Raw genomic sequence first — 23,057 nt, 5'->3', positions numbered from 1 at the left:
GGCGCCTGGCCCGCTACCGCTTGGCGGGATCGACCGGAAACTCGAACACCGTCGTCGAAATCGGTTGGACAATGAGGCCGGTTCCCGGGCGCGGCGCCGAGCCCTCGGTGATCGTGACGCCGGCCGGCGCGCCGACCTTGTTTTGGGCCTTCAGCGACGCGCCGCTCAGCACCCATTTGCGGCCGGCGCCTTTCAGGGCCAGCGACTTCAGGTCAAGCTTCACGGACTGGGGCGTGAAGGTCGGATTAACCACGCCGATCCTCAGGGTCTTGCCGTCGGGGGCCAGGCCGGCGATCACGTCGAGCGGATAGGTCGGGCTTCCCGCCCGCACCTTGGGATGGTTGTAGCCCACAGGAAAGCGCGGTTCGGGCTGAGGCGCGTCGCCCTGCACCGACACCGGCGTGACGCCGGCCCCGAAATGCTCGCCATAGAGCTTGAACACTTGGCCGGTGGTGTTGAGCACGGCGTCGGTCGGCGTGCTGTCCATGGTCGAGGCCCCGGTGGTGAAAGCCCCCATGGTCAGGAAATCTGTGTGGCGAAGCATCTCCTGCAGAACCATGGAATAGGCCAGCGCCGACTTGAGGTTCACCTCGCCGAAATACGCGTACTCGTCGATCGCCAGGAAGGTCTTCTTGTCCTTCATGGCAGGAAAGCGCTGCTGGTAGATCTTCCACTGCTCGGCCTTCATCCGAACCTGGTTGGAGGGCGAGCGCGCATACTCCATCAGCTCGGCGTCGGCGGGCGCGTTGGGCCGGACTTCCGGCTGATCGTACCAATGCTCGGAAATGCCGTCGAAATTGCCCCAGGCCTTGGCCAGCAGGCCGCCCGTCCAGTCCCATTCGGTGCCGAATTTGGGCCCGACGCTCTCGAGCGAGGCGTTTTCCTTGGTGCCTCGCGGATGGCCCTGGTCGGGCATCGCCCCCGAGCCGATCAGGGTGATGGTCGGATCGACCGCTCGCATCGCTTCGGCGAAGGCGTTGTGCTTGATCATGAAATAGTCGAGCGAGGTCTTGCCGATCTGCCACCAGCCGTAGGGCTCGTTGCCGATGTTCCAGAACTTCACGCCGTACGGTTCCGGATGGCCGTTGGCCGCCCGCCGCGCGCCCCAAGTGCTGGTCGCCGGACCATTCAGATATTCGACTTCCTCGGCCGCCGAATTGGCGTCGCCGAGGCCGGCGTTGACCGTGACATAGGGCTCGACACCGATGATCCTGGTCAGGTCCAGCCATTCGTCCATGCCGATGTCGTTGGGCTGCATCGCGCTCCAGGCGTGGTCGAACATCGGCGCGCGCTTGTCGCGCGGCCCGATCGCGCCGTGCCAGTCCCAGTCCGACAGGAAGTTGCCGCCGGGCAGGCGCCACATGCCCGAATTGAGCGAGCGTGCGATGGCGGTGGTGTCGGCGCGCCAGCCGCGAATATTGTCGGCGGGCATCAGCGAGACCGCGCCGACGCGAAACGACCCCGAACCCAGGCCGGTGATCTCCAGGCGCGCGTCGGCGGTGTCGGCGGCCGGCGTGAAGCCGATCTCGGCCCGGCGCCAGTCGCCGCCGGGGGCGGGCAGGGCGACGACCTGACGATCGTTCGGGCCGGGTCCCCAGACCAGCGCCACTTCCACCTTCGCGCCGGGATCGCCCGCCAGCAGCAAATAGCCGTCGTAGCGCTTGCCCTTGGCCACGCCGATCCCGGATTGGGAGAAACCCTTGCGCACCGCCGCATCGACGGCGACGACCGGGCTTTGCGTCCCGACGTACGGAACTTTGGTGTCCATGGTCACCGCGGTGTCGCCGCCGATCGGCCGCCACTTGCGATAGCTGACGCCCGGACGGCCTTCGGCGTTGAGCGGCGGCGGCTGGTCGAAGGCCGGCGCGACGACGGGGTAATAGAACTTCCGATCGTCGAGCATTTCCGCCCACAGGGTGCGCGCCACCAGTCCGCCGATGGGCTCGATGAACATGCCGTATTCGTATTTCGTGACCGGGGCGGCCCGGCTGGCGCCGTCGACGGCCACCTTGACCGGGGTCGCGGCCGTCACCGCCGTCACCGCCGTCGAGGCGGCCATCGTCCAGCCGATGCAGGCGGCCAGCATCAATCCGTGTCGCATCCAGGTTCTCCCTAATTTACTCTGTCATTTGACGCCAAGCCGCCTCGTGGAAGCGACGCGGCGCCTTGCTCTGGCGAGTGTATTGGCCGCTCGCATCAGTTCGCGATCGGCGGACGTTCAGCGCTGTTCATGGCGGCGAGTCGAGCCGGACAGCGCGGTGACTGACCGGCGGGCGATTGACACGCCGTGAATTTGCCGGACAAATGGTAGCGCTAACAGATCGCGCGGCGCAAGAGCCGGAACGCGCGGCAGGGGAGGCTTCGATGACGGTTCAGGACGGGCAAAACACGCGGATGCGCGCGTCGTGGTCCCGCGTAGGGCTTCTGATGCTCCTGACGCTCCTGCTCGCCGCGCCGATCGCGGCCCGCGCCCAGGTAAAGACCGCCGCGCCGCCGCCCGTGGCCGGCGCCAAGCCGGCAGTGGTCCAGAAGATCAAGGTCCACGCGGTCGCTATCGAGGGCAATCTGGAGGGCGAGAGCGCCGACCGCGACGTCTTCGTGGTGCTGCCGCCCGGTTACGCCAGCCATCCCAAGCGGCGCTATCCCGTGGTCTATGCCCTGCACGGCTATTCCATCGGGGCCCAGCAGTGGATGGGCGAGATCCACGTGCCCCAGACGATCGAAGGCGCCTTCGCCAAGGGGGCCGGCGAGATGATCGTCGTCCTGCCTGACAGCAAGACCGTCCATAACGGCTCGATGTATTCGAGCTCGCGGACCACGGGCGATTTCGAGACCTTCGTCGCCAGGGATCTGGTCGCCTATATCGACAAGCACTATCGCACCCTGCCTGTCCGCGAGAGCCGCGGCCTAGTGGGCCACTCGATGGGCGGCTATGGCGCCAGCCGGATCGGCATGCGCCATGCCGACGTGTTCGGCGCGCTCTACATGATGAGCCCGTGCTGCCTGTCGCCGCGCGACGCCGGCCAACTGGGCGGCGAGGGCGCCGCGGCGCTCGCCCAGATCAAGACGCTCGAGGACGCCCAGAAGCTGCCGTGGGGACTGCGCGCCCAGCTGGCGACAGCCGCGGCCTGGTCGCCCAACCCGGACAAGCCGCCGCTGTTCCTGGACCTGCCGGTCGAGAACGGCGTGGCGCGGCCCGAGATCCTGGCCAAGTGGGCCGCCAATGCGCCGCTGGCCTTCGTGGACCAGTATGTTTCCGCCCTCGCTCGCTACAAGGCCATCGCCATCGATGTCGGGGACCGCGACGGCCTGAAGGACGATGCGACCAAGCTTCATGCGGCGCTGGATCGCTATGGGATCGCCAACAGCTTCGAGATCTATGCGGGCGACCACACCAGCGGTGTTTCAGCCCGGATGCAGGACAACGTCCTGCCGTTCTTCAGCCGCCACCTCGTCTTCCAGGCTCGCTGAGCCGCGTGATCCTCGGAGAATCCTGATGCGCCTGTTTGGCCGCGCCGTCCTGGCGACCGCGCTCCTGTTTTCGGCGACCGGCGCGGCGGCCGATCCGCTCGCGCCGACAGGCCGCTGGAGCGCCTACGAGCGCGCGGCGGCGCGCACACCGCCCATGGGCTGGAACAGCTGGAACGCCTTCACCAGCGACATCGATGAGGAAAAGGTCATGGCCTCGGCCAGGATCCTGGTGGATGCGGGCCTGGCGGCCAAGGGCTACCGCTATGTGAACATCGACGACGGTTGGTGGCTCAAGCGCCGGAAAAGCGACGGCCGCATGCTGGTCCGCGCCGAGCGCTTCCCATCGGCGGCGACGCCGAACGGCGACACCAGCTTCCGGCCCCTGACCGACCGCCTGCACGCCATGGGCCTGAAGGCCGGCATCTATTCGGACATCGGCCGCAACAGCTGCGGACAGGTCTTCACCTCGACCTTCCCCAACCAGCCCGAAGGTGACATCGACGAACGGGAGGTCGGTCTCCACGGCCATGTCGACCAGGATATCCGGCTTTATTTCGAGGAATGGGGCTTCGACCTGATCAAGGTCGACGGCTGCGGCGTGCGGGGACTGGGGCCCGCCGATCCGCGCGTCAAGGCGGGCCTCTACCGCGCGCTCGGCCCGCTGGTCGACGCCGATTCCCTGGGCCGCACGGACGTGGCGACCACGCGCGGTCTCTACGAGGCTGTCGGTCAGGCCCTGGACCGCAGCAATCCGGATGGCGATTTCGTCTATTCGCTCTGCCTCTGGGGCGCGGCCGACGTGCGCGCCTGGGGCAAGAACGTCGGGGCGATGTCGCGCACCAGCGAAGACATCTCGCCGACCTGGAGCCGGATGCTGCACAATCTCGACAGCGTCTCGCGCCGGCCGCTCTACGCCCATCCCGGGTCGTGGAACGATCCGGACATGCTCTATGTCGGCAAAGGCGATTTCGATGAGCGCCACCTGATCGAGGCGCGGTCGCATTTCGCGCTGTGGGCGATGGTCAACGCGCCACTAATCATCGGTTACGACCTGAGAACCGCCGCTCCGGCGCTTCTGGATGTCCTGGGCGCCAAGCAAATCATCGCCGTGAACCAGGACCCGGCGGGCAACCAGGCGGTGCTGGCCTTCGATTCCGCCGACGTCTCCATCTGGGTCAAGACCCTGGCGGACGGCGACAAGGCCGTGGCGATCCTCAACCGGACGGCCGCGCCGGCGGAGGCCGTGCTGACGGCCGATCACCTGAAGTTCCTGCCCACCGCTGAGGTCGAGCTCGCCGATCTCTGGACGGGCGAGGCGAGCCGTTTCCAGGGGGAGCAGAAGCTGCAACTCGCGCCGCATCAGACGCTGGTCTACCGGGCTCATGGCGCGCGCAAGCTGGCGGATGGCCTATTCCTGTCCGAACAGCCCGGCAGGGTGAACCCGGCGGTGGACGGTGTGGTGACGCCGCAAGCCGATCCCCTGATCCACCGAGCGATCCTGCCCTGGCGCGGCACGCGCGGCCTTGGCGAGCCGCCGCGCTATGGCGGGTGGGGCGGGGCCCAGGCCGACCGCACGCCCTATGACCAGGAGCTAGCCGTCGCCGGCCAAAGGTTCGACACCGGCCTTGGCGTCCTGGCCAACTCCCGTCTGGAAGTGCGCAACGCCGGGTTCCAGCGCTTCACCGCCAAGGTCGGCATCGACGACTCCGCGATCGGCGGCGGGCAAGCCGTCACCTTCCTGATCTATGGCGACGGCAAGCTGATGGGCCAGTCCCGCCCGATGAAGTTCGGCGAGGCCCCGCAGGCGCTCGATGTCGAGATCGGCGGCGTCAAGCTGATCGAACTGGTCGCCCGCGCCTCGAAGCCAACCCCTGTTCCACAGCCGGTGACTTGGGGCGAGGCGGCGTTGCGGCGCTGATCGGGCGGCCACCGTTCGTGCAGAGGCTATTGGTCGGCGGCAACCACTCGTCTGTTACGCTGGGCGCGGCCTTGGGCGCCCTGGACCCACGCGGGACGGTTCCGGTCTTCGAACGCGACCACCGCGGCGAGATAGCCGCCAAACAGCGCCTCGACAGCTTGACGGATTGCGGTGGGAGAACGGAGCGGAAGCGCTTCGACCACTTCGCCCTGCAAGGCGCGAATCCTACGGCCCGAGCGGGTGAGCGCGGCGTTGAGTGGAACGTAGAGGGCCGGCCTCGCCGCGGCCAGGTCCCAGAGATTGCGAATCGAGGCCAGGATCGCCGGGTTGCCGCTCGCTTGGGCGAGGGCGACATGAAAGTCTCGACAGTCCCTGGCGGTCATCAGGCCTGACGGGCTCAGGCTTGGGCTCGGCGCGAAGGGCGACGGTCCGTTCTCTACCGGCAGGCCGGCGGCGAGGCTGGCGGCCTCGATCTCGAAGGCGCGGCAAGCTTCCAGCAGCGTCACCAGATCGACCGAGGCGGCAGGCCCCATGCGGCTGGTGGGCCGACGAGCGATCACCTGGCTGCCGACGCCCAGGTGCGACTCGATGAGGCCCAGGCACTCCAGGATGATCAAGGCTTCGCGGAAGGCGGTACGGCTGGCCGGGAACGCCTCCAGCAGCTCTCGCTCGGCAGGCAGCCAATCGCCGGGACGGAGGACTCCAGCCTCGATGCGTCTCAGCAGTTCATAGGCCAGCCGATGCGGCGCTCGGCGTCCCAGGGGCGTCTCTCGGGCAGGCCGCAGGGAGGCGAACGGGGGCATCGATATCTCGGATTTACACGAATGAAATCTACGATCTCGCCGTGAAAACGTCGACCAATTTCTTATTGATAAGAATAATCTCACATATGAAAAACGTCGCGCGAGGGTGTTTGTCGAGGCGACCACTTACTGTCGCCCTCAGGCTCAGAGCTTCAGTCTTGAAAAACTCGCGTCGACAGCGTCATGCGCGCAGCCTGCGGCTACATGGCCGAGCGTGTGTCATCCAGCGCCAGATCGACCAGCGCTCGCATCGCCGCGCTGGCGGCTTCCGGATCGCCGGCCGCGATCGCGTCGCAGACCTTGGCGTGATCGGGCACCGGGTCGCGGGGCAGGGCGCGCGAACGCTGCTTGAACTCGGTCGTCCAGCTCACCGCGGCGCCGATGCTGGCGCTGAGGGCGATCATCGCGTCGTTATGCGTGGCGCGCAGCAGCGCATCGTGGAAGGCGCGGTCGGCAGCCCGGCCGGTCTCGGTCGCCAGGGTATGGCGTCGCATCTTCGCCAAGGCGTCCTTCATCGCCTTGATGTCGTCCTTGTCGCGACGCGCGGCCGCGAAGCGGGCGGCGGCCGGCTCGACGACGGCGCGCAGTTCGAAAAGGTCGCGCACGAATCCGAGATCGGGTTCGGCGGCGAAGGCCCAGGCCAGGACCGTGGGATCCAGAATGTTCCAGGAACTGCGGGGCAGAACCCGCGTGCCGGCCTTGGGACGACTTTCCACCAGGCCCTTGGCCGTGAGAACCTGGACGGCCTCCCGATAGGCGCCGCGTGAAACGTCGAGCGCTTCGGCGTTGGCGATTTCACCGGTCAGCTTCTCTCCCGGCGCGATCTGGCCCGAAACGATCGCCGTGCCGAGATAGTGGGCGACTGCGCCACGCAGGCGTCGGCCAGACCCTCTCGCCGATCGTTTGATCGGCTTGTCGTCCGGCTCGTCCAACGGCATGGGCGTGAGGCTCCTGGGTGCGAAGCGGTCTATAAGCGCAACCCAGTGAGGCTTGGCAAGTTGTCAGGCAATTTGTCGGCTGAAACGCCGCACCCCTTTTTGGCGCGTCGCCTTATAATATCAGGACTATCGTTCGGTGTGCGAGTTCGCGGGGTGGTCTCGCAGACTGCCCCGCGACTCAAAGGTCAGACCTTAGGCGCGAGCTGGACGACCAGGATCGACTTGGCGGGAACCTCGAGCATCAGGCCCTTGGCGGACGCCTTGGCCGAGTACGGCTTGGGCGCGACCGTGTTGGGCGCGTCGAAGGTGTTGATCGCATCGACGCGGGACGCCGTGAGCAATTGACCGCTGGCGCTGGCCGCCTTGAAGCCGGCCAGGTCGATCGTCGCGGCCCTGGCCGGGTCGAGGTTGGTCACCGACAGCCAGAGCTTGCCCTGGGTGTCGCGGACGGCCGTGGCGTCGATGCGCGGCAGCTTGATGTCGCCTTGCGCATAGGTTCCCTTGTCGAAGCTGACCGGAACCAGGGTCGCGTCCTGGAAGGGCAGGTACATCTTATAGACGTGGTAGGTGGGGGTGAGGACAATCTTGTCCTTGTCGGTCAGGATCATCGCCTGCAGCACGTTGATCATCTGGGCGATGTTGGTCATGCGCACGCGGTCGGCGTGGCGCGCGAAGATGTTCAGGTTGAGCGCGGCGACGATCGCGTCGCGCAGGGAGTTCTGCTGGGCCAGGAAGCCGGGGGTGCTGCCCTCCAGCGGCGCGAGCCAGACGCCCCATTCGTCGACGACCAGCGGCACCTTCTTGTCGGGATCGTACTTGTCCATGATCGCCGCGTGCTTGGCGATCAGGTCGTCCATGCCTAGCGTTTCCTGCAGCAGCTTGGCGTAGGCGGTCTCGTCGAAACGGGTGCTCGAATAGGACGGCGGCCATCCGCCGGTCGTGTAGGAGTGCAGCGACAGGCCTTCGATGTTCCAGGCCCAGTCGTGCGACTTCTGGGCGGCCATCACGGCCTCGGTATAGGCCGTGTCGCCCTGGTTGGGACCCACGGCGATCCGCTGCATGGCCTCGGCGCCGGTCTGCTTGGGATTGTAGTTTCGCACGAACCGGGCGTACCGCTTCATCTCGTCGGTATAGTAGTCGGGGCGCATGGCGCCGCCGCAGCTCCAGCTTTCGTTGCCGAGGCCCAGATACTTGACCTTGTAGGGCGCGGGATGGCCGTTGGCGGCGCGCTCCTTGCCCGCGGTGGTCTGCGGGTCGGCCGTCATGTACTCGACCCAGGCGGCGGCCTCCTCGACCGTGCCGGAGCCGATATTGACCGAGACATAGGCCTCGCTGCCGATCTGGTCGACGAAGTCCATGAACTCGTCCGTGCCGAAGGTGTTGGGCTCGACGGCGCCGCCCCAGTTGGAATTGATCGTCTCGCGCCGGTTCGCGGCCGGGCCGACCCCGTGGCGCCAATGGTACTCGTCGGCGAAGCAGCCGCCCGGCCAGCGGACATTGGGCACCTTGATGGCGCGCAGCGCCTCGACCACGTCCTTGCGGATCCCGCGCGTATTGGGGATCGGCGAGTCCTTGCCCACCCAGACGCCGCCATAGACGCCCGTTCCCAGATGCTCGGCGAACTGGCCGAAGATGTTGCGGTCGATCTTGGGGCCTTGCGCGCCGGGGTCGATGCGCACGGTGATCGGCGGATCGGCCTTGGCCTGGGCTTGAACCAGAGTCGGCGCCCCCAGCGCCAAAGCCACGGCCCAAGCGGCCAGCGGCCGGGTCAGTCTGGTCATGTCATTTGCCCTTCGTGTATCGGCGCGCCCTTGCCGGGCCTCGGCTTCAGTGTGTTTCGACGGTCGATCTGGAGGCCGCGCCTGGCTCGGCGCTGTGGGCGTAGACGCCCAGCAGCGCGCCGACGAAGCCGCCCGCCGTCTTGGTCGAAAGGATTGTCCCGTCCTCGCCGGCCTTCAGGGTCTTCCACTGGCCCGGAGCGAGCGCGTAGGAGAAATCGTAGAGGCCGCCGCGGGCGGCGATCTTCAGCTGGATCGGGACGCCGGGCTTGAGCGTGACCGGGACGCTGGCGACCTCCACGCCATCGGCGGCGTCCTTCGGGCCGGCGCGGCGCTCAAGCACCACCTTGTCTCGGCCGTTGGCGTCCCGGGTCAGGCCCAGGAAGAAGAAGTGGTCGTCGTTCTGCACGGCGACCATGCCGGCCTTGTCGCCAACCTTGTTTGGACGAAAGCGCATCAGGGTCGAGGCGCTGGCGTTGATATGCTGCTGGCGACGCCCCCAGAACGACGGCTGGGTCATGCCGCCGATCGTTTCAGGCCGCGCGGTGAGGACCAGCCTGCCGCCTTCGAGCCGCCACCAGCGCTGCTGCGGGATCCGCATGGTCACCCAGTTGAGCGGCAGGGCCTTGCCGTCGAACTCGTCGCGAGCCGTGAAGGCGCCGGCGGTCGGCGGCGGGGGCGGCGTGGTCGCGGGCAGGTTCGGCTTGGTCTGGATGTAGGGGATGGTCTTGCCGTTCTCCAGGATGACGGGCCAGCCGTCCTTCCACTCCACCGGCAGCAGGAAGGTCTCGCGGCCGGTGTTGTAGAGATCGTCGCCATAGGGCCGGACCGCCAGGAACGTCGCCCACCACTTGCCGTCCGGGGTGTCGACGAGCGTGGCATGACCGGCCGAGGTGATGGGCAGCGGCCGGTCCTTGGGAAGGCCCCGCTGGGTCAGGATCGGATTGTTCGCGTAGGGAACATAGGGCCCCCAGGCGTCCTTCGATCGCAGGACCACCTGGCTGTGGCCCTCGGCGGTGCCGCCCTCGGCGGCGACCAGATAGTACCAGCCGTCCTTCTTGAGGATGTGAGGTCCCTCAGGCCAGATGGGCTTGGCCGCGGGATTGACGCCCTTGTCGAGCAACAGCTTGGGCTGGCCGACGGTCTTTTGGGCCTCGACGTCGTAGCCGATCGCCCAGATGGCCCGATGACCCTTGTATTCAGGCGGTCCTGGAGGCGCGCCGTTGAAGACGATCAGAGCGCTGCCGTCGTCGTCGAAGAACAGATACGGATCGATGCCCTCGACCGCCGGCAGCCACACCGGATCCGACCAGGGGCCCTTCGGATCCTTGGCGGTGATCAGGAAATTGCCGCCGCAGTCGACGCAGGTGTTCAGGATGTAGAAGACCCCGTCGCGATGGCTCAGGGTCGGCGCGAAGACCGCCCGCGACAGGCCCAGGCGTTTGAAGTCGAGCATGCCAGGGCGATCGATCGCGTTGCCGATCTGGTTCCAGTGCACCAGGTCGGTGGAGTGGAAGACCGGAAGCCCCGGGAACCAGGCGAAGGTCGAGCTGACGAAATAGAAGTCCTTGCCGACCCGCATCACGGCCGGGTCGGGATAGGTGCCCTTGAGGATGGGGTTGGCGTACTGGGTCGGGCCTGGCTTGAATGCGGCGTCCGACGGGTCGGCGCCCGTATATTCGAACCATTCGAACGTCGCCTCGGGGGCGGTGGAGCGACCCTCGACTGGCCGTCGGCCAGTCTCGATGGGGGCGCGAGCCTGGGCGGCGCCGGCGGCCAGAAGGGAAAGGGCGATGAGGCTTTCACGGATCATCTGGCGTCGGTTCCTCCAAGAGCGCGGTTGAGGTCGCGGCTGTTCTTATGTCCGGCAAATCGCTCGACGACACGTCGGCGTTGAACCAGACTTTCGGCCATCCTAATTTGGTGAAAAATAAATGGTAGCGCTAACTTTAAAGGGGCGACCTCGCCGTGGTCGATCCAAGATCGTCTTGCGCCAAGATGGCGTCGCCGTATCTTGTCGGAGTAATTCGACTCGACCGGCTAAGCGGTTCGATCCGCTTTAGCGCCGTCCAACGACTTCCCAATCCCGCTTCGAGAGCCCCATGACCCTGACACGCCGGTCCACGCTCGCCGCCCTCGGTGCTTCCACGGCGCTGGCCAATGCTCCGGCCCGGGCCGCGACGTCCAAGGGCTCGCCGCCGCGCCTCTGGTACCGCCAGCCCGCCCGGGAATGGGTCGAGGCCCTGCCGGTCGGCTCGGGCAAGCTGGGGGCGATGGTGTTCGGTGGCGTCGCGGCCGAGCGGCTGCAACTGAACGAGGACACCCTGTGGGCTGGCGGCCCCTACGATCCCGCCAATCCCGAGGCCCTGGCCGCCTTGCCGGAGATCCGTCGGCTGATCGACGCGGGCGAGTACGCCAAGGCCACCCAACTGGCCGAGGCCAAGTTCATGGGCTCGCCCAAGCGCCAGATGTCCTACCAGACGATCGGCGACCTGAAGCTCGAGTTTCCGGGTCTGGCGGAGGCGGCGAGCGACTATGTCCGCGACCTGGACATCGATGGGGCGATCGCCACGACGACCTTCACCGCCGACGGTGTCCGCCATGTCCGCGAAGTGATCGCCAGCGCGCCGGATGGCGTGATCGCCGTTCGCCTCACGGCCAGTCGCAAGGGCGCGATCACCGTGGATCTCGGCTTCGCCAGCCCGCTGAACTCCAGGCCCGTCGCCTCGGTCCAAGGGACGGCCCTGGTGCTGACGGGCGGCAACGACAGCCAGCAGGGCGTCCCCGCCCAGCTGAAGTTCGAGTGCCGCGTCGAGGTCCGCGCCAAGGGCGGCCGGGTGGCCGGGCAGGGCGACAAACTCTCGGTGACCGGCGCGGACGAGGTGCTGCTGCTGATCGCCGCCGCCACCAGCTATCGCCGCTATGACGACGTGTCGGGTGACCCGACGGCGCTGAACAAGGCCGCCCTGGCCAGGCTGGCCGGCAAGCCCTGGGCCAGGCTGTTGGCAGACCACCAGGCCGACCACCGCGCCCTGTTTCGGCGGGTCGGCGTCGACTTTGGCCGCACGCGGGCCGACCTGCTGCCCACCGACGAGCGGATCAAGCGCTCGCCGACCACCGACGACCCGTCCCTGGCCGCGCTCTATTTCCAGTACGGCCGCTATCTGCTGATCGCCTGCTCGCGCCCGGGCAGCCAGCCGGCCAACCTGCAGGGCGTCTGGAACGACAAGACCGACGCGCCCTGGGGAAGCAAATACACGATCAACATCAACACCGAGATGAACTACTGGCCGGCCGAGCCGACCAATCTCCCCGAACTGGTCGAGCCGCTGATCGCGCTCGTGCGGGATATCGCCCAGACCGGGACGACCACGGCGAAGGTGATGTACGGCGCGCGCGGCTGGGTCGCCCACCACAACACCGATCTTTGGCGGGCCACCGCGCCGATCGACGGGGCGATGTACGGGGTCTGGCCCACGGGCGGCGCCTGGCTGTGCAAGCACGTCTACGACCACTACGACTACAATCGCGACCGCGCCTACCTCGCGCGGGTCTATCCGCTGATCAAGGGTTCGGCGCGGTTCTTCCTCGACACGCTGGTGGTGGATCCGAAGTTCGGGGTGCTGGTCACCAATCCGTCGCTCTCGCCGGAGAACGACCACGGCCACGGCTCGTCGCTGGTCGCCGGTCCGACCATGGACCAGGCGATCGTGCGGGACCTGTTTGAGAACTGTCTGAAGGCCGAGACCATCCTGGGTCCCGACCAGGCCTTCGTCGCCGAACTGAAGGCGGCGCGCGACAAGCTGGCGCCTTACAGGATCGGCAAGGACGGCCAGCTCCAGGAGTGGCAGGAGGACTGGGACGCCGACGCCATCGACATCCATCACCGCCACGTCTCGCATCTCTACGGCCTGTTCCCGTCCGACCAGATCGGGATCGACACCACGCCGAAGCTGGCGGCGGCGGCCAGGACCTCGCTGCTGACGCGCGGCGACCTCGCCACCGGTTGGGCCATCGCCTGGCGGCTGAACCTGTGGGCGCGGCTGGGCGACGGCGACCACGCTCACAACGTGCTCAAACTGCTGCTAGGGCCGGAACGGACCTATCCGAACATGTTCGACGCCCATCCGCCGTTTCAGATCGACGGCAATTTTGGCGGGACCTCGGGCATGACCGAGATGGTTCTGCAAAGCCGCAACGACAGGATCTACCTGCTGCCGGCCCTGCCGTCGGCCTGGCCGACCGGCCGCATGACAGGCTTGCGGGCGCGCGGCGCGGTTGGTGTCGATGTCCATTGGGCTGGCGGCAAGCTGACCGAGGCGGTGCTGACGGCCAGCGTCGACGGGCGCGTCACCGTCGTCCATGCCGGTTCCAGCCTGGACGTCGACCTTCACCGCGGACGACCCGTGCGGCTGGCCGTGGTTCAGGGCGCCTTGGTGAGAGCATGAGCGATCCGCGCGTGGGGCAATCTGGTTTGCCGCGGATGCCGTCCGGCCTGAACGCGGCTCATCTCAGCCGCCGGGAATTGCTGCTCACCGGGAGCCTTCTATCGGCGGCCTTGGTCAGCGCGCCGGGCCTGGCGATGGCCTCGGACCGCGGGATCGAAGCGGTTCCCGCACGGTACGTGAGCCTCGCGCCGTCGGCCTTCAGCGACGCCATGGCCGCCAATCGCCGCTACCTCCTGGCCTTGGATCCAGAGCGGCTGCTGCACAATTTCTACTGGTCGGCGGGGTTGAAGGCCGACAAGCCGCGCTACGGCGGCTGGGAAAGCGCGAGCATCGCCGGCCACACCCTGGGCCACTGGCTGTCGGCCTGCAGCCTCACGGTAGCCAACACCGGAGATCCGGCAGTGGCGGCGGTTCTCGATCGCACGCTGGCCGAGATGGCGAAGATCCAGCGGGCCGAAGGTGACGGCTATGTTGGCGGCACGACAGCCAACCGTGGCGGCCAGGAAGTTCCAGGCAAGGTCGTTTTCGAGGAGGTGCGACGTGGCCAGATCGAGGCGACCTGGGCGCTGAACGGCGGATGGGTCCCGCTCTATACCTATCATAAGGTTCTGGCCGGGGTGCTCGATGCGCACCTGCTGGCCGGGAACGACAGGGCGCTGCCCATCGCCCTGGGCCTGGCCGCGTACCTGGCCGGCGTGCTCGAACCTCTTTCGGACGCCCAGATCCAGAAGGTGCTGTCGGTCGAGCATGGCGGCATCCTGGAATCCTATGCCGAGCTCTATGCGATCACGGAGCAGGCCCGCTGGCTGCGCCTGGCCGAGCGGCTACGCCACCAGGCCGTCGTCGAGCCGCTGATCGCGCGCCGCGATGCGCTGGACGGGCTGCACGCCAATACCCAGATCCCGAAGATCATCGGCCTGGCGCGGCTCTACGAAACCAGCGGCAAGACCGAGTACCGCGACGCCGCCCGCTTCTTTCACCAGACCGTGGTCGACCACCACAGCTACGTGATCGGCGGCAATTCGGAGCGCGAGCATTTTGGTCCGCCCGACCAGCTTGGCGACCGCCTGACCACGGCCACTTGCGAAGCGTGCAACACCTACAACATGCTGAAGCTGACGCGACGGCTGTTCACCTGGCGGCCCGACGGCGCCTTGTTTGACTACTACGAGCGGGCCCAGCTCAATCACATCCTGGCGCATCAGCGTCCCGACACCGGCCAGTTCGTCTATTTCATGCCGCTGCAAGCCGGCGCCAAGCGCGACTACTCCACGGCCGAGAACAGTTTCTGGTGCTGCGTCGGATCGGGGATGGAAAGCCACGCCAAGCACGCGGATTCGATTTACTGGCGCGATCCGGCCTCCCTCTACGTGAACCTGTTCATCCCTTCGACGCTGGACCTGCCGGGCGGGATCAGGCTGGTGATGGAAACCCGCTATCCCGAGAGCGACCAGGTCGCCATCCGTGTGGACCGCGCGCCCGCCAACCCGACGGCCCTGGCCATTCGATGTCCCGCCTGGGCCAAGGGCGCTACGATCACGCTCAACGGCCGCCATCTCCCGGTCAAGGTGGTCGACGGCTACTGGCGCATCGCGCGCGACTGGCGCGCGGGGGACCGGATCGCGGTGACCCTGCCAAGTTCGCTGCGCGCCGTCGCCCTGAAGGGGGCCACCGACACCTACGCCTTCATGAGCGGCCCGCTGGTGCTGGCGTCCGACCTGGGCCCCGCAGCGGCGGCCTTCGATGGCGCGCCGCCGGCCCTTCTGAGCCAGGCTGCGCCCATCGACGCCTTGAAGCCCGGCGGCGGCCTCCATCACTACTCGGCGACGAGCGTCCTGGGTCAAGACCAGACCCTGCGTCCGTTCTACGCCATGTATGACCGGCGCGCGGCGGTCTATTTCCCGACCTTCACGCCAGCCACCTGGGCCGAGGGCGGCCAAGCCTATCTCGCCGCCGAGGCGCAACGGGCGGATCTGGCGCGGCGCACGATCGACGTGTTCCATATCGGCGAGATGCAGCCCGAGCGCGACCACGACCTGGAGGCCACCGGCGGCGCCCCCGACACCTTCTACGGGCGACACAACCGCTCCATTCCCCAGGGCGCTGAAGTCTCGTTCACGATGGCCCGGCGGCCCGGCGCGGCGATCCTGCAGGTGACCTACTGGGGCGACAACGTCGACCGGGAGCTCGCGATCGAGGTCGACGGCGTCGAAATCGCCGTGGAGCGCAGGCCGGGTCCGGGACGGGGCGATTGGGTGATCGTCGACTATCCGGCGCCGCTCACGACCTTGACCCAATCGAAGGTGAAGCTGATCGGCCGCAAGAACACCAGCGTCGTCTACGGCCTGGCCTTCATCGAGCCGCCGCGACGGTCGACATCATGACCTCCGCAGGATCAGCCTCTGTCAGGTGATGCCTTGGATCTCGCTCGAAATCACCGCCGCGGTGGCCATCACCTCCGCGATGATCTCGTCGGCCAGCCGCATGCCACGCTTATAGATGTAGGGCATGGTCAGGGCCGCGACCGCGGCGCCGTCGGCCATGATCGGCGACGAGACGTCAGTGACGTTGGGCACGAGATCGCTCTCGGCGCGCCAATAGCCCTGCCGGGCCACCTGCTCGGCGTTGGCCAGGAACGTGGCCTGGTCAGCCTCGGAGACGCCGTCGAAGATCACCTCGCGCCATCTGGCCTGCACCGGCGGCGGCTGAAAAGCGTAGAGCACCATGCCCGAAGTGGCTTCCACGATGTCGCGCCGGTGGCCTGTGCGCACCGAGTAGCCGTAGTAGCCGGGGTTTTCGATCCGGGCGACGACGACGATCTGTTCGCGTGAAACCTGGGCGAGGTGGCAGGATTGCTCGACCCGCGCGGCCAGTTCGCGCATCTGCGGAAGCGCCGCCTCCAACAGGGTCTTGACCGGAGCACGCGCCATGCCGAGCCGAAACAGACGGTTCGTCAACGCATAGCCTTCCGCGCCTGGGACCGTCTCGATGAAGCCCTTGAACTCCAGAACGTGGATCATCCGGAAGATCTCGCCAACGGACTTTTCCAGCGCCACCGAGATCTGGGACAGCGTCATGGCCTGACCGTGGCTCGCCAGCAGATCGAGGATATCCAGCCCTTTTTCCAGGGCGGGCGCGGTGTACTTGCGATCCGACATGGCGAGACCTTCGAAAACCCGGGCTCCAGCCTCTAGCTTTCGCCGCGCTCCCGGGCAAGCGGACGCTTGCTGGACCCGGGTGTGTTCAGGCGCACGTCTTGGAATGACGCCAGCGTTGGCGGTTCATGGTGGGCGAGGTTTGCGACGGCTGTATGGAACGCTGACCGCTTCCGGTCTTTCGGTTCGGCGTTCCCGTCGGGGCGCCTTTTGAGGCGACGGCGTCTCGATCGATGTCGTCGGTTTTCTGCAACCTCGTGCTTGGCCGTCGCGCATCAGTCTCTGAAACGGGTGGCACGGCCTGAAAGGGGACCAGCATTGTTGGTCAAGTCTCAAACGCGAGAACACGCATAAAAAGATCTGCATATATACAATAACGAGCCAATTTTCGGGTAGAATTTGCCTTTTTTCTGTGTCTGACGAATTTTGGCGGCCCTTCGGTAAATGGCCTGGGCGGGCGGCGGCTGATCTGTATACGCGTCACGGGAGAGCGCTGGGCCTGCTTCAGCGATTTATTTAAATTGTCTGATTAATTATTTTCCTAGAGAGCGCCAGCATAGGCGTTGGGTCATGGGCTGACCTGACAGACCTACCGAGATGGTATATCGCAAATACAATTAGTTATACCCGCCTCATCCGTCTTTCGGGTTGGGGCATGGGCCAGCTCCTGTTCCGTGCAATGCCACCGGTGTCAGCGACATGGCGCCACATTCTGAAGATTTCACTATATTTGTATGAGGAATAGGCTTGCTAATTTGCGGCGATGAGGTAGGTCGGTAGGGCGATGACAGCGTTGCCATTCTGCGACGCGTCGCTGCGGTTCGGGCGGCGCCCAGAGAGCGCCAGAACCCCGGTAGGCAAATGGGAGGGTTAAAAATGCTTCGGAGGCAAAGCGTTTGACGTGCGATGCTACCGCTCAGGCGATGTCCTCTCTTGCCAAACTTTTGAAGGGCGAGGGCATGCCGGCGCCGGCGGGCGCGATGCTCGAACGGTCGGGCTTGGCGGCGACACGGGCGATTCCGTGATGCGCGCCGAGGGAAACGCGGGACGTCGCGGACAAGAGGCCGGCGAGGAGGAATCGGGGCGTGGCGCCGGGGCCGAGGAGGCGCTGCCGTCCGAGGCGGCGATCTTGGTCGCAGCTGGACCCGGTCGGCGCGCCGAGGACGAGGGGCGGTCATCCTGGCCAGGGCTGGGCCTGGAGCGCCCGCGTTCGGCCCATGATCAGATGTTGCGTATCCTGGCGCTTGAGATCATGGACGGCGCCTACGACGTGACCGGCTTTCCCAGCGAGGCGGCGCTGCTGGGCCGTTTCCAGGTCTCCCGTTCTTTTCTGCGCGAGGTCATTCGCGGCCTGACTGCGAAGGGATTTCTGAGCGTCAAGACGCGCGTCGGAGCGACGGTCCGGCGAGCCGAGCACTGGAGCCACTTCGATCGCGACGTCCTGAGATGGCGCCTCAGCGCCGGCGACAACCCGGTGTTTGGCGAAGACTTGCGGGCGATGTGCCTGGGATTGGAGTGCGAGGCGGCGCGCCGGGCGGCCAAGCGGCGTTCGCTTGATGATCTGCAGGTCCTGGATCAATGCCTGGCCGATCTCGCGGCCGATCCCTCCGACACGGCGATCCGGATTATTCAGCGCGTCTTCAGGCTGACGATCTGCGCGGCGTCCGACCGACCGGTGATGCGCTCGCTGTCCGGGCTGATCGAGGCTCAACTGCTGCTGGACGCCCGCTGGAAACGCGGATCGACGGCCGACCGATCGAGGGCGATGCGCAGGGTCTTTTACGCCGTCCGAGACGGTGACGAGGTCGCCGCCGCCGCCGCCATGCGCCAGGTGATAGGTTGAGCGCAGGCCGAAGACGTTGGGAGGGCGAGATGAATGAGAAGGCCAGCGTGACCGTGGATCGCCGCCGGTTCCTGTGGGCGACCTCGGCCATCGCGCTGGGCGCCGCGGGCGGCGCGCCAGGCCTGGTCTGGGCGAGCGCGGGCGAGGTCGCGGAGTCGGGTCGGTCCTATCCGAGGCCGCAGCTCAAGGCGCCCGGCGAGCGGACGTCGCTGGACCAGGGCTGGCGCTTCCACCTGGGCGACGTGCCGTTTCCGAAGGTCAAGGGCCATGGCTGGTCCTACGCCAACGCCAAGGCCGGGAACGCCCAAGGCGCCGCCTCGTTCGAATACGACGACAGCGACTGGCGCGAACTCGACCTGCCGCACGACTGGGTGGTGGAGGGGCCGTTCGACAAGGACGAGAACCTTTCCCAGGGCTATCGCCCGCGCGGCAAGGCCTGGTATCGCCGCGCCCTGCGGCTGGACCCCGCCGATCGCGGCAAGCACATCTCCATCGAGTTCGGGGCCATCGCCACGAATGCGACGGTCTGGTTCAACGGCAGCGTCGTGGCCCACAACTGGAGCGGCTACAACGCCCTGCAGATCGATCTCACCCCGTTCGCCCGCTACGGCGACGAGCTCAACAGCATCGCCGTGCGGGTCGACGCCGACCCGATGGAGGGGTGGTGGTACGAGGGCGGCGGCATCTATCGCCACGTCTGGCTGACCAAGCGCGCGGCCGTGCACATCGCCGACGACGGCGTCCATGCCGATCCGCGACGGGACGGGGAGGGGCGCTGGACCCTGCCGGTCGTCGCCACCCTGGGCAATATCGGCCCCAAGGCCGAGGCGGTCGAGGTCGAGGCCCAGCTGATCGATCCCTGGGGCAAGGTGGTGGGCGCGGGGCGCGTCGCCGCCGAAGTCCCGTCGCTGGACCAGGGCGAGGCTCGCCTCGTCCTGGACGTCGCCGCCCCGCGCCTGTGGTCGGTCGACGATCCGGCGCTCTACACGGTGCGCACCCGCGTCTGGCGCGCCGACCAGCTGGTCGACGAGGCGATCACCTCGACCGGGTTCCGCACGCTGCGGTTCGACGCCGCCCAGGGGTTCTTCCTCAACGACCGGTCCCTGAAGATCCAGGGCGTCTGCCTGCACCAGGACCATGCCGGGGTCGGCGTGGCCGTGCCCGACAGCCTGTGGGATTTCCGCCTGCGCCGGGTCAAGGCGATGGGCGCCAACGCCGTCCGCTGCGCCCACAACGCCCCGGCGCCGGAGATGCTGGAGGCGGCCGATCGCCTGGGCGTCCTGATCCTCGACGAGAACCGCAACTTCAACCCCAGCCCCGACTACATGCGGCAGCTGGAGTGGCTGATCCGTCGCGACCGCAACCACCCCAGCGTCTTCCTGTGGTCGGTGTTCAACGAAGAACCCATGCAGGGCACCGAGGCGGGCTACCAGATGGTTCGGCGGATGGTGGCGGCCGTCAAGCGGCTGGACGACAGCCGCCCGGTCACCGCCGCGATGAACGACGGCATGTTCACCCCGATCAACGTCTCGCAGGCCGTCGACGTGGTCGGATTCAACTATCAGTCCGACAACTACGACCGGTTCCACGCCGAGCATCCGAACCTGCCGATGATGAGTTCGGAGGACACCTCCGCGTTCATGACCCGGGGCGAATGGTTCACCGACCGCGGGCGCAACATCCTGGCCGAGAACGACGAGGAACCGTCGTCCTGGGGGACGACCCACCGCAAGGGCTGGGAGGCGATCGCCAAGCGCCCGTTCGTGGCGGGCGCCTTCCTGTGGTCGGGCATCGACTATCGCGGCGAGCCGACTCCGTTCGAATGGCCCTCGGCCAGTTCGTTCTTCGGGGCCATGGACCTGTGCGGCTTCCCGAAGATGGCGTTCTTCCTGCACCGGGCCCAGTGGATCAAGGACCGCCCCTTGCTGGACCTGGCCCCGCACTGGACCTGGCCGGGCAAGGAGGGCCAGCCGATCAAGGTGATGGCGCTGACCAACGCCGAGATGGTCGAGCTGCGCCTCAACGGCAAGCTGGTCTCGCGCCAGGCGGTGGATCCCTTCGTCATGCCGTCCTGGACCGTGCCCTATGCGCCCGGACGCCTGGAGGCGATCGGCTATGTCGGCGGCAAGCCGGTGTCGAAGGCAGTCGTTGAGACCGCCGGTCCGCCCGTCGCCCTGCGTCTGACGCCGGACCGAACCGTCCTGACCGGAGACGGCGCCGACGCCGCGCCGATCACCGTCGAGGCCCTGGACAAGGCGGGCAGGGTGGTCCCCACGGCCAACCTGCCGGTGACCTTCGAGATCGCCAACGGGCGGATCATCGGCCTGGGCAATGGCGACCCCAACTGCCACGAGCCGGAGAAGGGCAACGCCCGCAGCCTGTTCAACGGCCTGGCCCAGGTGATCGTGCAGAGCGACCGCGGCTCCAGCGGCGTCCTGCGCCTGACGGCTTCGGCGCCGGGCTTGCGGGCTGCGCGAACGGAACTGTCCATCAAGCCGGGGACACGGGCGCTGGAGCCGCGGACGCCGCCGGTCGCCGTCCTTTCCGACTGGCGCCTGTCGCCGGTGGCGCGGGTTCGCCCCGACCCGTCGGCCAAGCCGGCCGACAACGACATGAACTCCTGGACCTGGGCCAAGCCCGGCCCGCTGCAGGGCGCCGATCCCGCGGGGGGCTTCGTGCTCTATCGCCTGACCTTCACGCCGCGCGGGACGGTGCGGCGGGCCGGCGGAAAGCTGATGTTCGGTCGCCTGACCGGCCCCGCCGAGGTCTATGTCGACGGCGTCAAGGTCGCGGTCAAGACGGACGCCGCGCCTGGCGCCCTGACCACGCTGCTGCCGGCCAAGGAGGGCGAACGGACCGTGGCGGTGCTGATGACCGTCGCGCCGGGCGAGCCTTTCGGCATGAGCGCCCCGGTGATCGTCGAGGAGCTCGATTGAACCCGGCTGGACGGCCGGGGCGCCCGGTCAGGCCCTCACCCCCAATGTCGAGTTCGCCGTTCGAGCGACCCGTGGAGTTATTTCCGAGCATGTGGACTTCGATCTATGGCGGCCGCTCGCCGCGCCTCATGGCCGGCCTGGCGGCGCTGGTCCTGGCCCTCGGCGGCGGGGTGGCGACCGCCGCCGAGACGCCGACGACCAACCCGGTTCCGCGCATCGTGACCCGCGATGGTCGCCACGCCCTGTTCGTCGACGGCGCCCCGTTCCTGATGCTGGGCGCCCAGGTCAACAACAGCAGCAACTATCCGGACATGCTTCCGGAGGTCTGGCCGACGATCAAGCGCATCCACGCCAACACCGTCGAGGTCCCGGTCGCCTGGGAGCAGATCGAGCCCGTCGAGGGGCAGTTCGACTTTTCGTTCGTGGACACGCTGGTGGAGCAGGCCCGCGCCAACAAGGTGCGGCTGGTGCTGTTGTGGTTCGGCACCTGGAAGAACACGGGTCCCAGCTACACGCCGGAATGGGTCAAGCTCGACGGCAAGCGCTTCCCGCGGATGATCACCGCCAGCGGCCAGCCCCACTATGTGCTGTCGCCGCACAGCCGGACCACGCTGGAGGCCGACAAGCGCGCCTTCGTCAAGCTGATGGAGCACATCCGGCGGATCGACCCCCAGAACACGATCATCATGATCCAGCCGGAAAACGAGGTCGGCTCCTACGGCAGCGTCCGGGACTTCTCGCCCGCGGCCCAGAAGCTGTTTGACGGGCCGGTTCCCGCCACCCTGCTCAAGCGCCTGGGCAAGTCGCCGGGAAGCTGGAAGGCCGTGTTCGGGACCGACGCCGACGAATATTTCAACGCCTGGTCGTTCGCCGCCTATGTCGAGGAGATCGCCAAGGCCGGCAAGGCGGTCAAGCCGCTGCCCATGTACATGAACGCGGCCCTGGCCTCGGCCTTCGGCCGGCAGCCGGCCCCGACCTACGCCAGCGGCGGTCCGGTCCACCACGTGATCGACGTCTACAAGGCCGCCGCGCCGTCGATCGACGTGGTCGCGCCGGACATCTATGTCCGCGATCACGCGGCGTACCTGGCCTATCTGGACTACTACTCCAGGCCCGACAACGCGCTCTTCGTGCCCGAAACCGGCAACGACACCGAGTTCGCCCGCTATTTCTTCGCGACCATCGGCAAGGGGGCGATCGGGTTCTCGCCGTTCGGCATGGACGACACCGGCTATTACAACTACCCGCTCGGGGCCAAGGACTTCGACGCGGCCAAGCAGGAACTGTTCGCCCGCAACTACACCCTGTTCGAGCCCATGGCGCGCGAGTGGGCGGCCCTGGCGTTCGCGGGCAAGACCTGGGGCGTTTCCGAGCCGACCGACCCCAAGGCCAACCACACCCAGGTCATGGAACTCGGTCCCTACCGCGCCGTCGCCACCTTCGGCCAATGGCAGTTCGGGGCGGACAAGCCGACGGGCAATCCCCAGCCCGTGGGCGGGGCGGCGGTCGCCGAGCTTGGGCCGGGGGACTATCTGCTGACGGGCTTCAACACCCGCGTGAAGTTCGAGGCTTCTAAGCCCGAAAGCGGCCAGATGCTCCGGGTCGAGGAGGGCCGCTTCGAGAACGGGAAGTGGATCTTCCGGCGGGTCTGGAACGGCGACCAGACCGACAATGGCCTCAACCTGGTCGATCGCCAGCAGGTCCTGCGGATCAAGTTCGGGGCGGCCCAGGGCGCGGCGATCATACCGGTCGGCAATCCGAACTGAC

The 23,057-nt window shown here is 67.3% G+C and carries 13 protein-coding genes; 7 read left to right on the top strand and 6 right to left on the bottom strand.

Annotated elements, in window-relative coordinates; translation table 11 throughout:
* Positions 1-13: 13 nt before the first annotated feature.
* Positions 14-2,101 carry an alpha-N-arabinofuranosidase gene (locus tag J2X41_RS02885; RefSeq protein ID WP_310079494.1) on the bottom strand — a complete coding sequence of 696 codons (2,088 nt, stop codon included), beginning with the start codon at positions 2,099-2,101 and terminating at the stop codon, positions 14-16.
* Between the two features lie 326 nt (positions 2,102-2,427).
* Between J2X41_RS02885 and J2X41_RS02880 the strand changes: the two genes are divergently transcribed.
* Complete coding sequence (locus tag J2X41_RS02880) at positions 2,428-3,471, top strand: alpha/beta fold hydrolase (protein WP_310079492.1); 1,044 nt, start codon at positions 2,428-2,430, stop codon at positions 3,469-3,471.
* A gap of 25 nt (positions 3,472-3,496) precedes the next feature.
* On the top strand, positions 3,497-5,389 hold the full coding sequence (locus J2X41_RS02875) for an NPCBM/NEW2 domain-containing protein (protein ID WP_310079489.1): 1,893 nt from the start codon (positions 3,497-3,499) through the stop codon (positions 5,387-5,389).
* A gap of 26 nt (positions 5,390-5,415) precedes the next feature.
* Here J2X41_RS02875 and J2X41_RS02870 read toward each other — a convergent pair whose 3' ends face one another.
* The 4 genes from J2X41_RS02870 to J2X41_RS02855 all read right to left on the bottom strand — a co-directional run bounded on the left by J2X41_RS02870 (position 5,416) and on the right by J2X41_RS02855 (position 10,721).
* Positions 5,416-6,192: a GntR family transcriptional regulator gene (locus tag J2X41_RS02870; protein ID WP_310079487.1), complete on the bottom strand. Its 777-nt coding sequence runs from the start codon at positions 6,190-6,192 to the stop codon at positions 5,416-5,418.
* A 200-nt stretch (positions 6,193-6,392) separates the two neighbouring features.
* Complete coding sequence (locus J2X41_RS02865; RefSeq protein WP_310079484.1) at positions 6,393-7,130, bottom strand: FadR/GntR family transcriptional regulator; 738 nt, start codon at positions 7,128-7,130, stop codon at positions 6,393-6,395.
* Between the two features lie 185 nt (positions 7,131-7,315).
* A complete protein-coding gene (locus J2X41_RS02860) occupies positions 7,316-8,911 on the bottom strand; it encodes an alpha-L-arabinofuranosidase C-terminal domain-containing protein (RefSeq protein ID WP_310079483.1) in 1,596 nt (531 codons plus the stop codon).
* A 46-nt stretch (positions 8,912-8,957) separates the two neighbouring features.
* Positions 8,958-10,721 (bottom strand): glycoside hydrolase family 43 protein, encoded by a 1,764-nt coding sequence (locus tag J2X41_RS02855; RefSeq protein WP_310079480.1) that lies wholly within the window; start codon positions 10,719-10,721, stop codon positions 8,958-8,960.
* A gap of 289 nt (positions 10,722-11,010) precedes the next feature.
* On the opposite strand from J2X41_RS02855, the gene J2X41_RS02850 reads away from it, so the two are divergent.
* Positions 11,011-13,356 carry a glycoside hydrolase family 95 protein gene (locus tag J2X41_RS02850; RefSeq protein ID WP_310079478.1) on the top strand — a complete coding sequence of 782 codons (2,346 nt, stop codon included), beginning with the start codon at positions 11,011-11,013 and terminating at the stop codon, positions 13,354-13,356.
* Positions 13,353-15,740: a glycoside hydrolase family 127 protein gene (locus tag J2X41_RS02845; protein WP_310079477.1), complete on the top strand. Its 2,388-nt coding sequence runs from the start codon at positions 13,353-13,355 to the stop codon at positions 15,738-15,740. The genes J2X41_RS02850 and J2X41_RS02845 overlap by 4 nt, the downstream gene beginning before the upstream one ends.
* 21 nt (positions 15,741-15,761) lie before the next feature.
* Here the strand turns inward: J2X41_RS02845 and J2X41_RS02840 are convergent, their stop codons facing one another.
* Positions 15,762-16,514: a helix-turn-helix domain-containing protein gene (locus J2X41_RS02840; RefSeq protein ID WP_310079475.1), complete on the bottom strand. Its 753-nt coding sequence runs from the start codon at positions 16,512-16,514 to the stop codon at positions 15,762-15,764.
* Positions 16,515-17,535: 1,021 nt separating this feature from the next.
* Between J2X41_RS02840 and J2X41_RS02835 the strand changes: the two genes are divergently transcribed.
* The 3 genes from J2X41_RS02835 (at position 17,536) to J2X41_RS02825 (ending at position 23,056) form a co-directional block, all read left to right on the top strand.
* On the top strand, positions 17,536-18,354 hold the full coding sequence (locus J2X41_RS02835; protein ID WP_310079473.1) for an FCD domain-containing protein: 819 nt from the start codon (positions 17,536-17,538) through the stop codon (positions 18,352-18,354).
* A gap of 29 nt (positions 18,355-18,383) precedes the next feature.
* Positions 18,384-21,290 (top strand): beta-galactosidase GalA, encoded by a 2,907-nt coding sequence (gene galA / locus J2X41_RS02830; protein WP_310079471.1) that lies wholly within the window; start codon positions 18,384-18,386, stop codon positions 21,288-21,290.
* Between the two features lie 89 nt (positions 21,291-21,379).
* A complete protein-coding gene (locus J2X41_RS02825) occupies positions 21,380-23,056 on the top strand; it encodes a DUF5597 domain-containing protein (RefSeq protein WP_310079470.1) in 1,677 nt (558 codons plus the stop codon).
* The last annotated feature ends 1 nt before the right edge of the window (position 23,057 follow it).

The sequence above is a fragment of the Caulobacter sp. BE254 genome, from assembly GCF_031457295.1.
In the GTDB taxonomy this organism is placed as follows: Bacteria; Pseudomonadota; Alphaproteobacteria; order Caulobacterales; family Caulobacteraceae; genus Caulobacter.
Note: the sequence above shows the minus strand (reverse complement) of the source record. Positions and strands in the feature narration are given on the sequence as shown.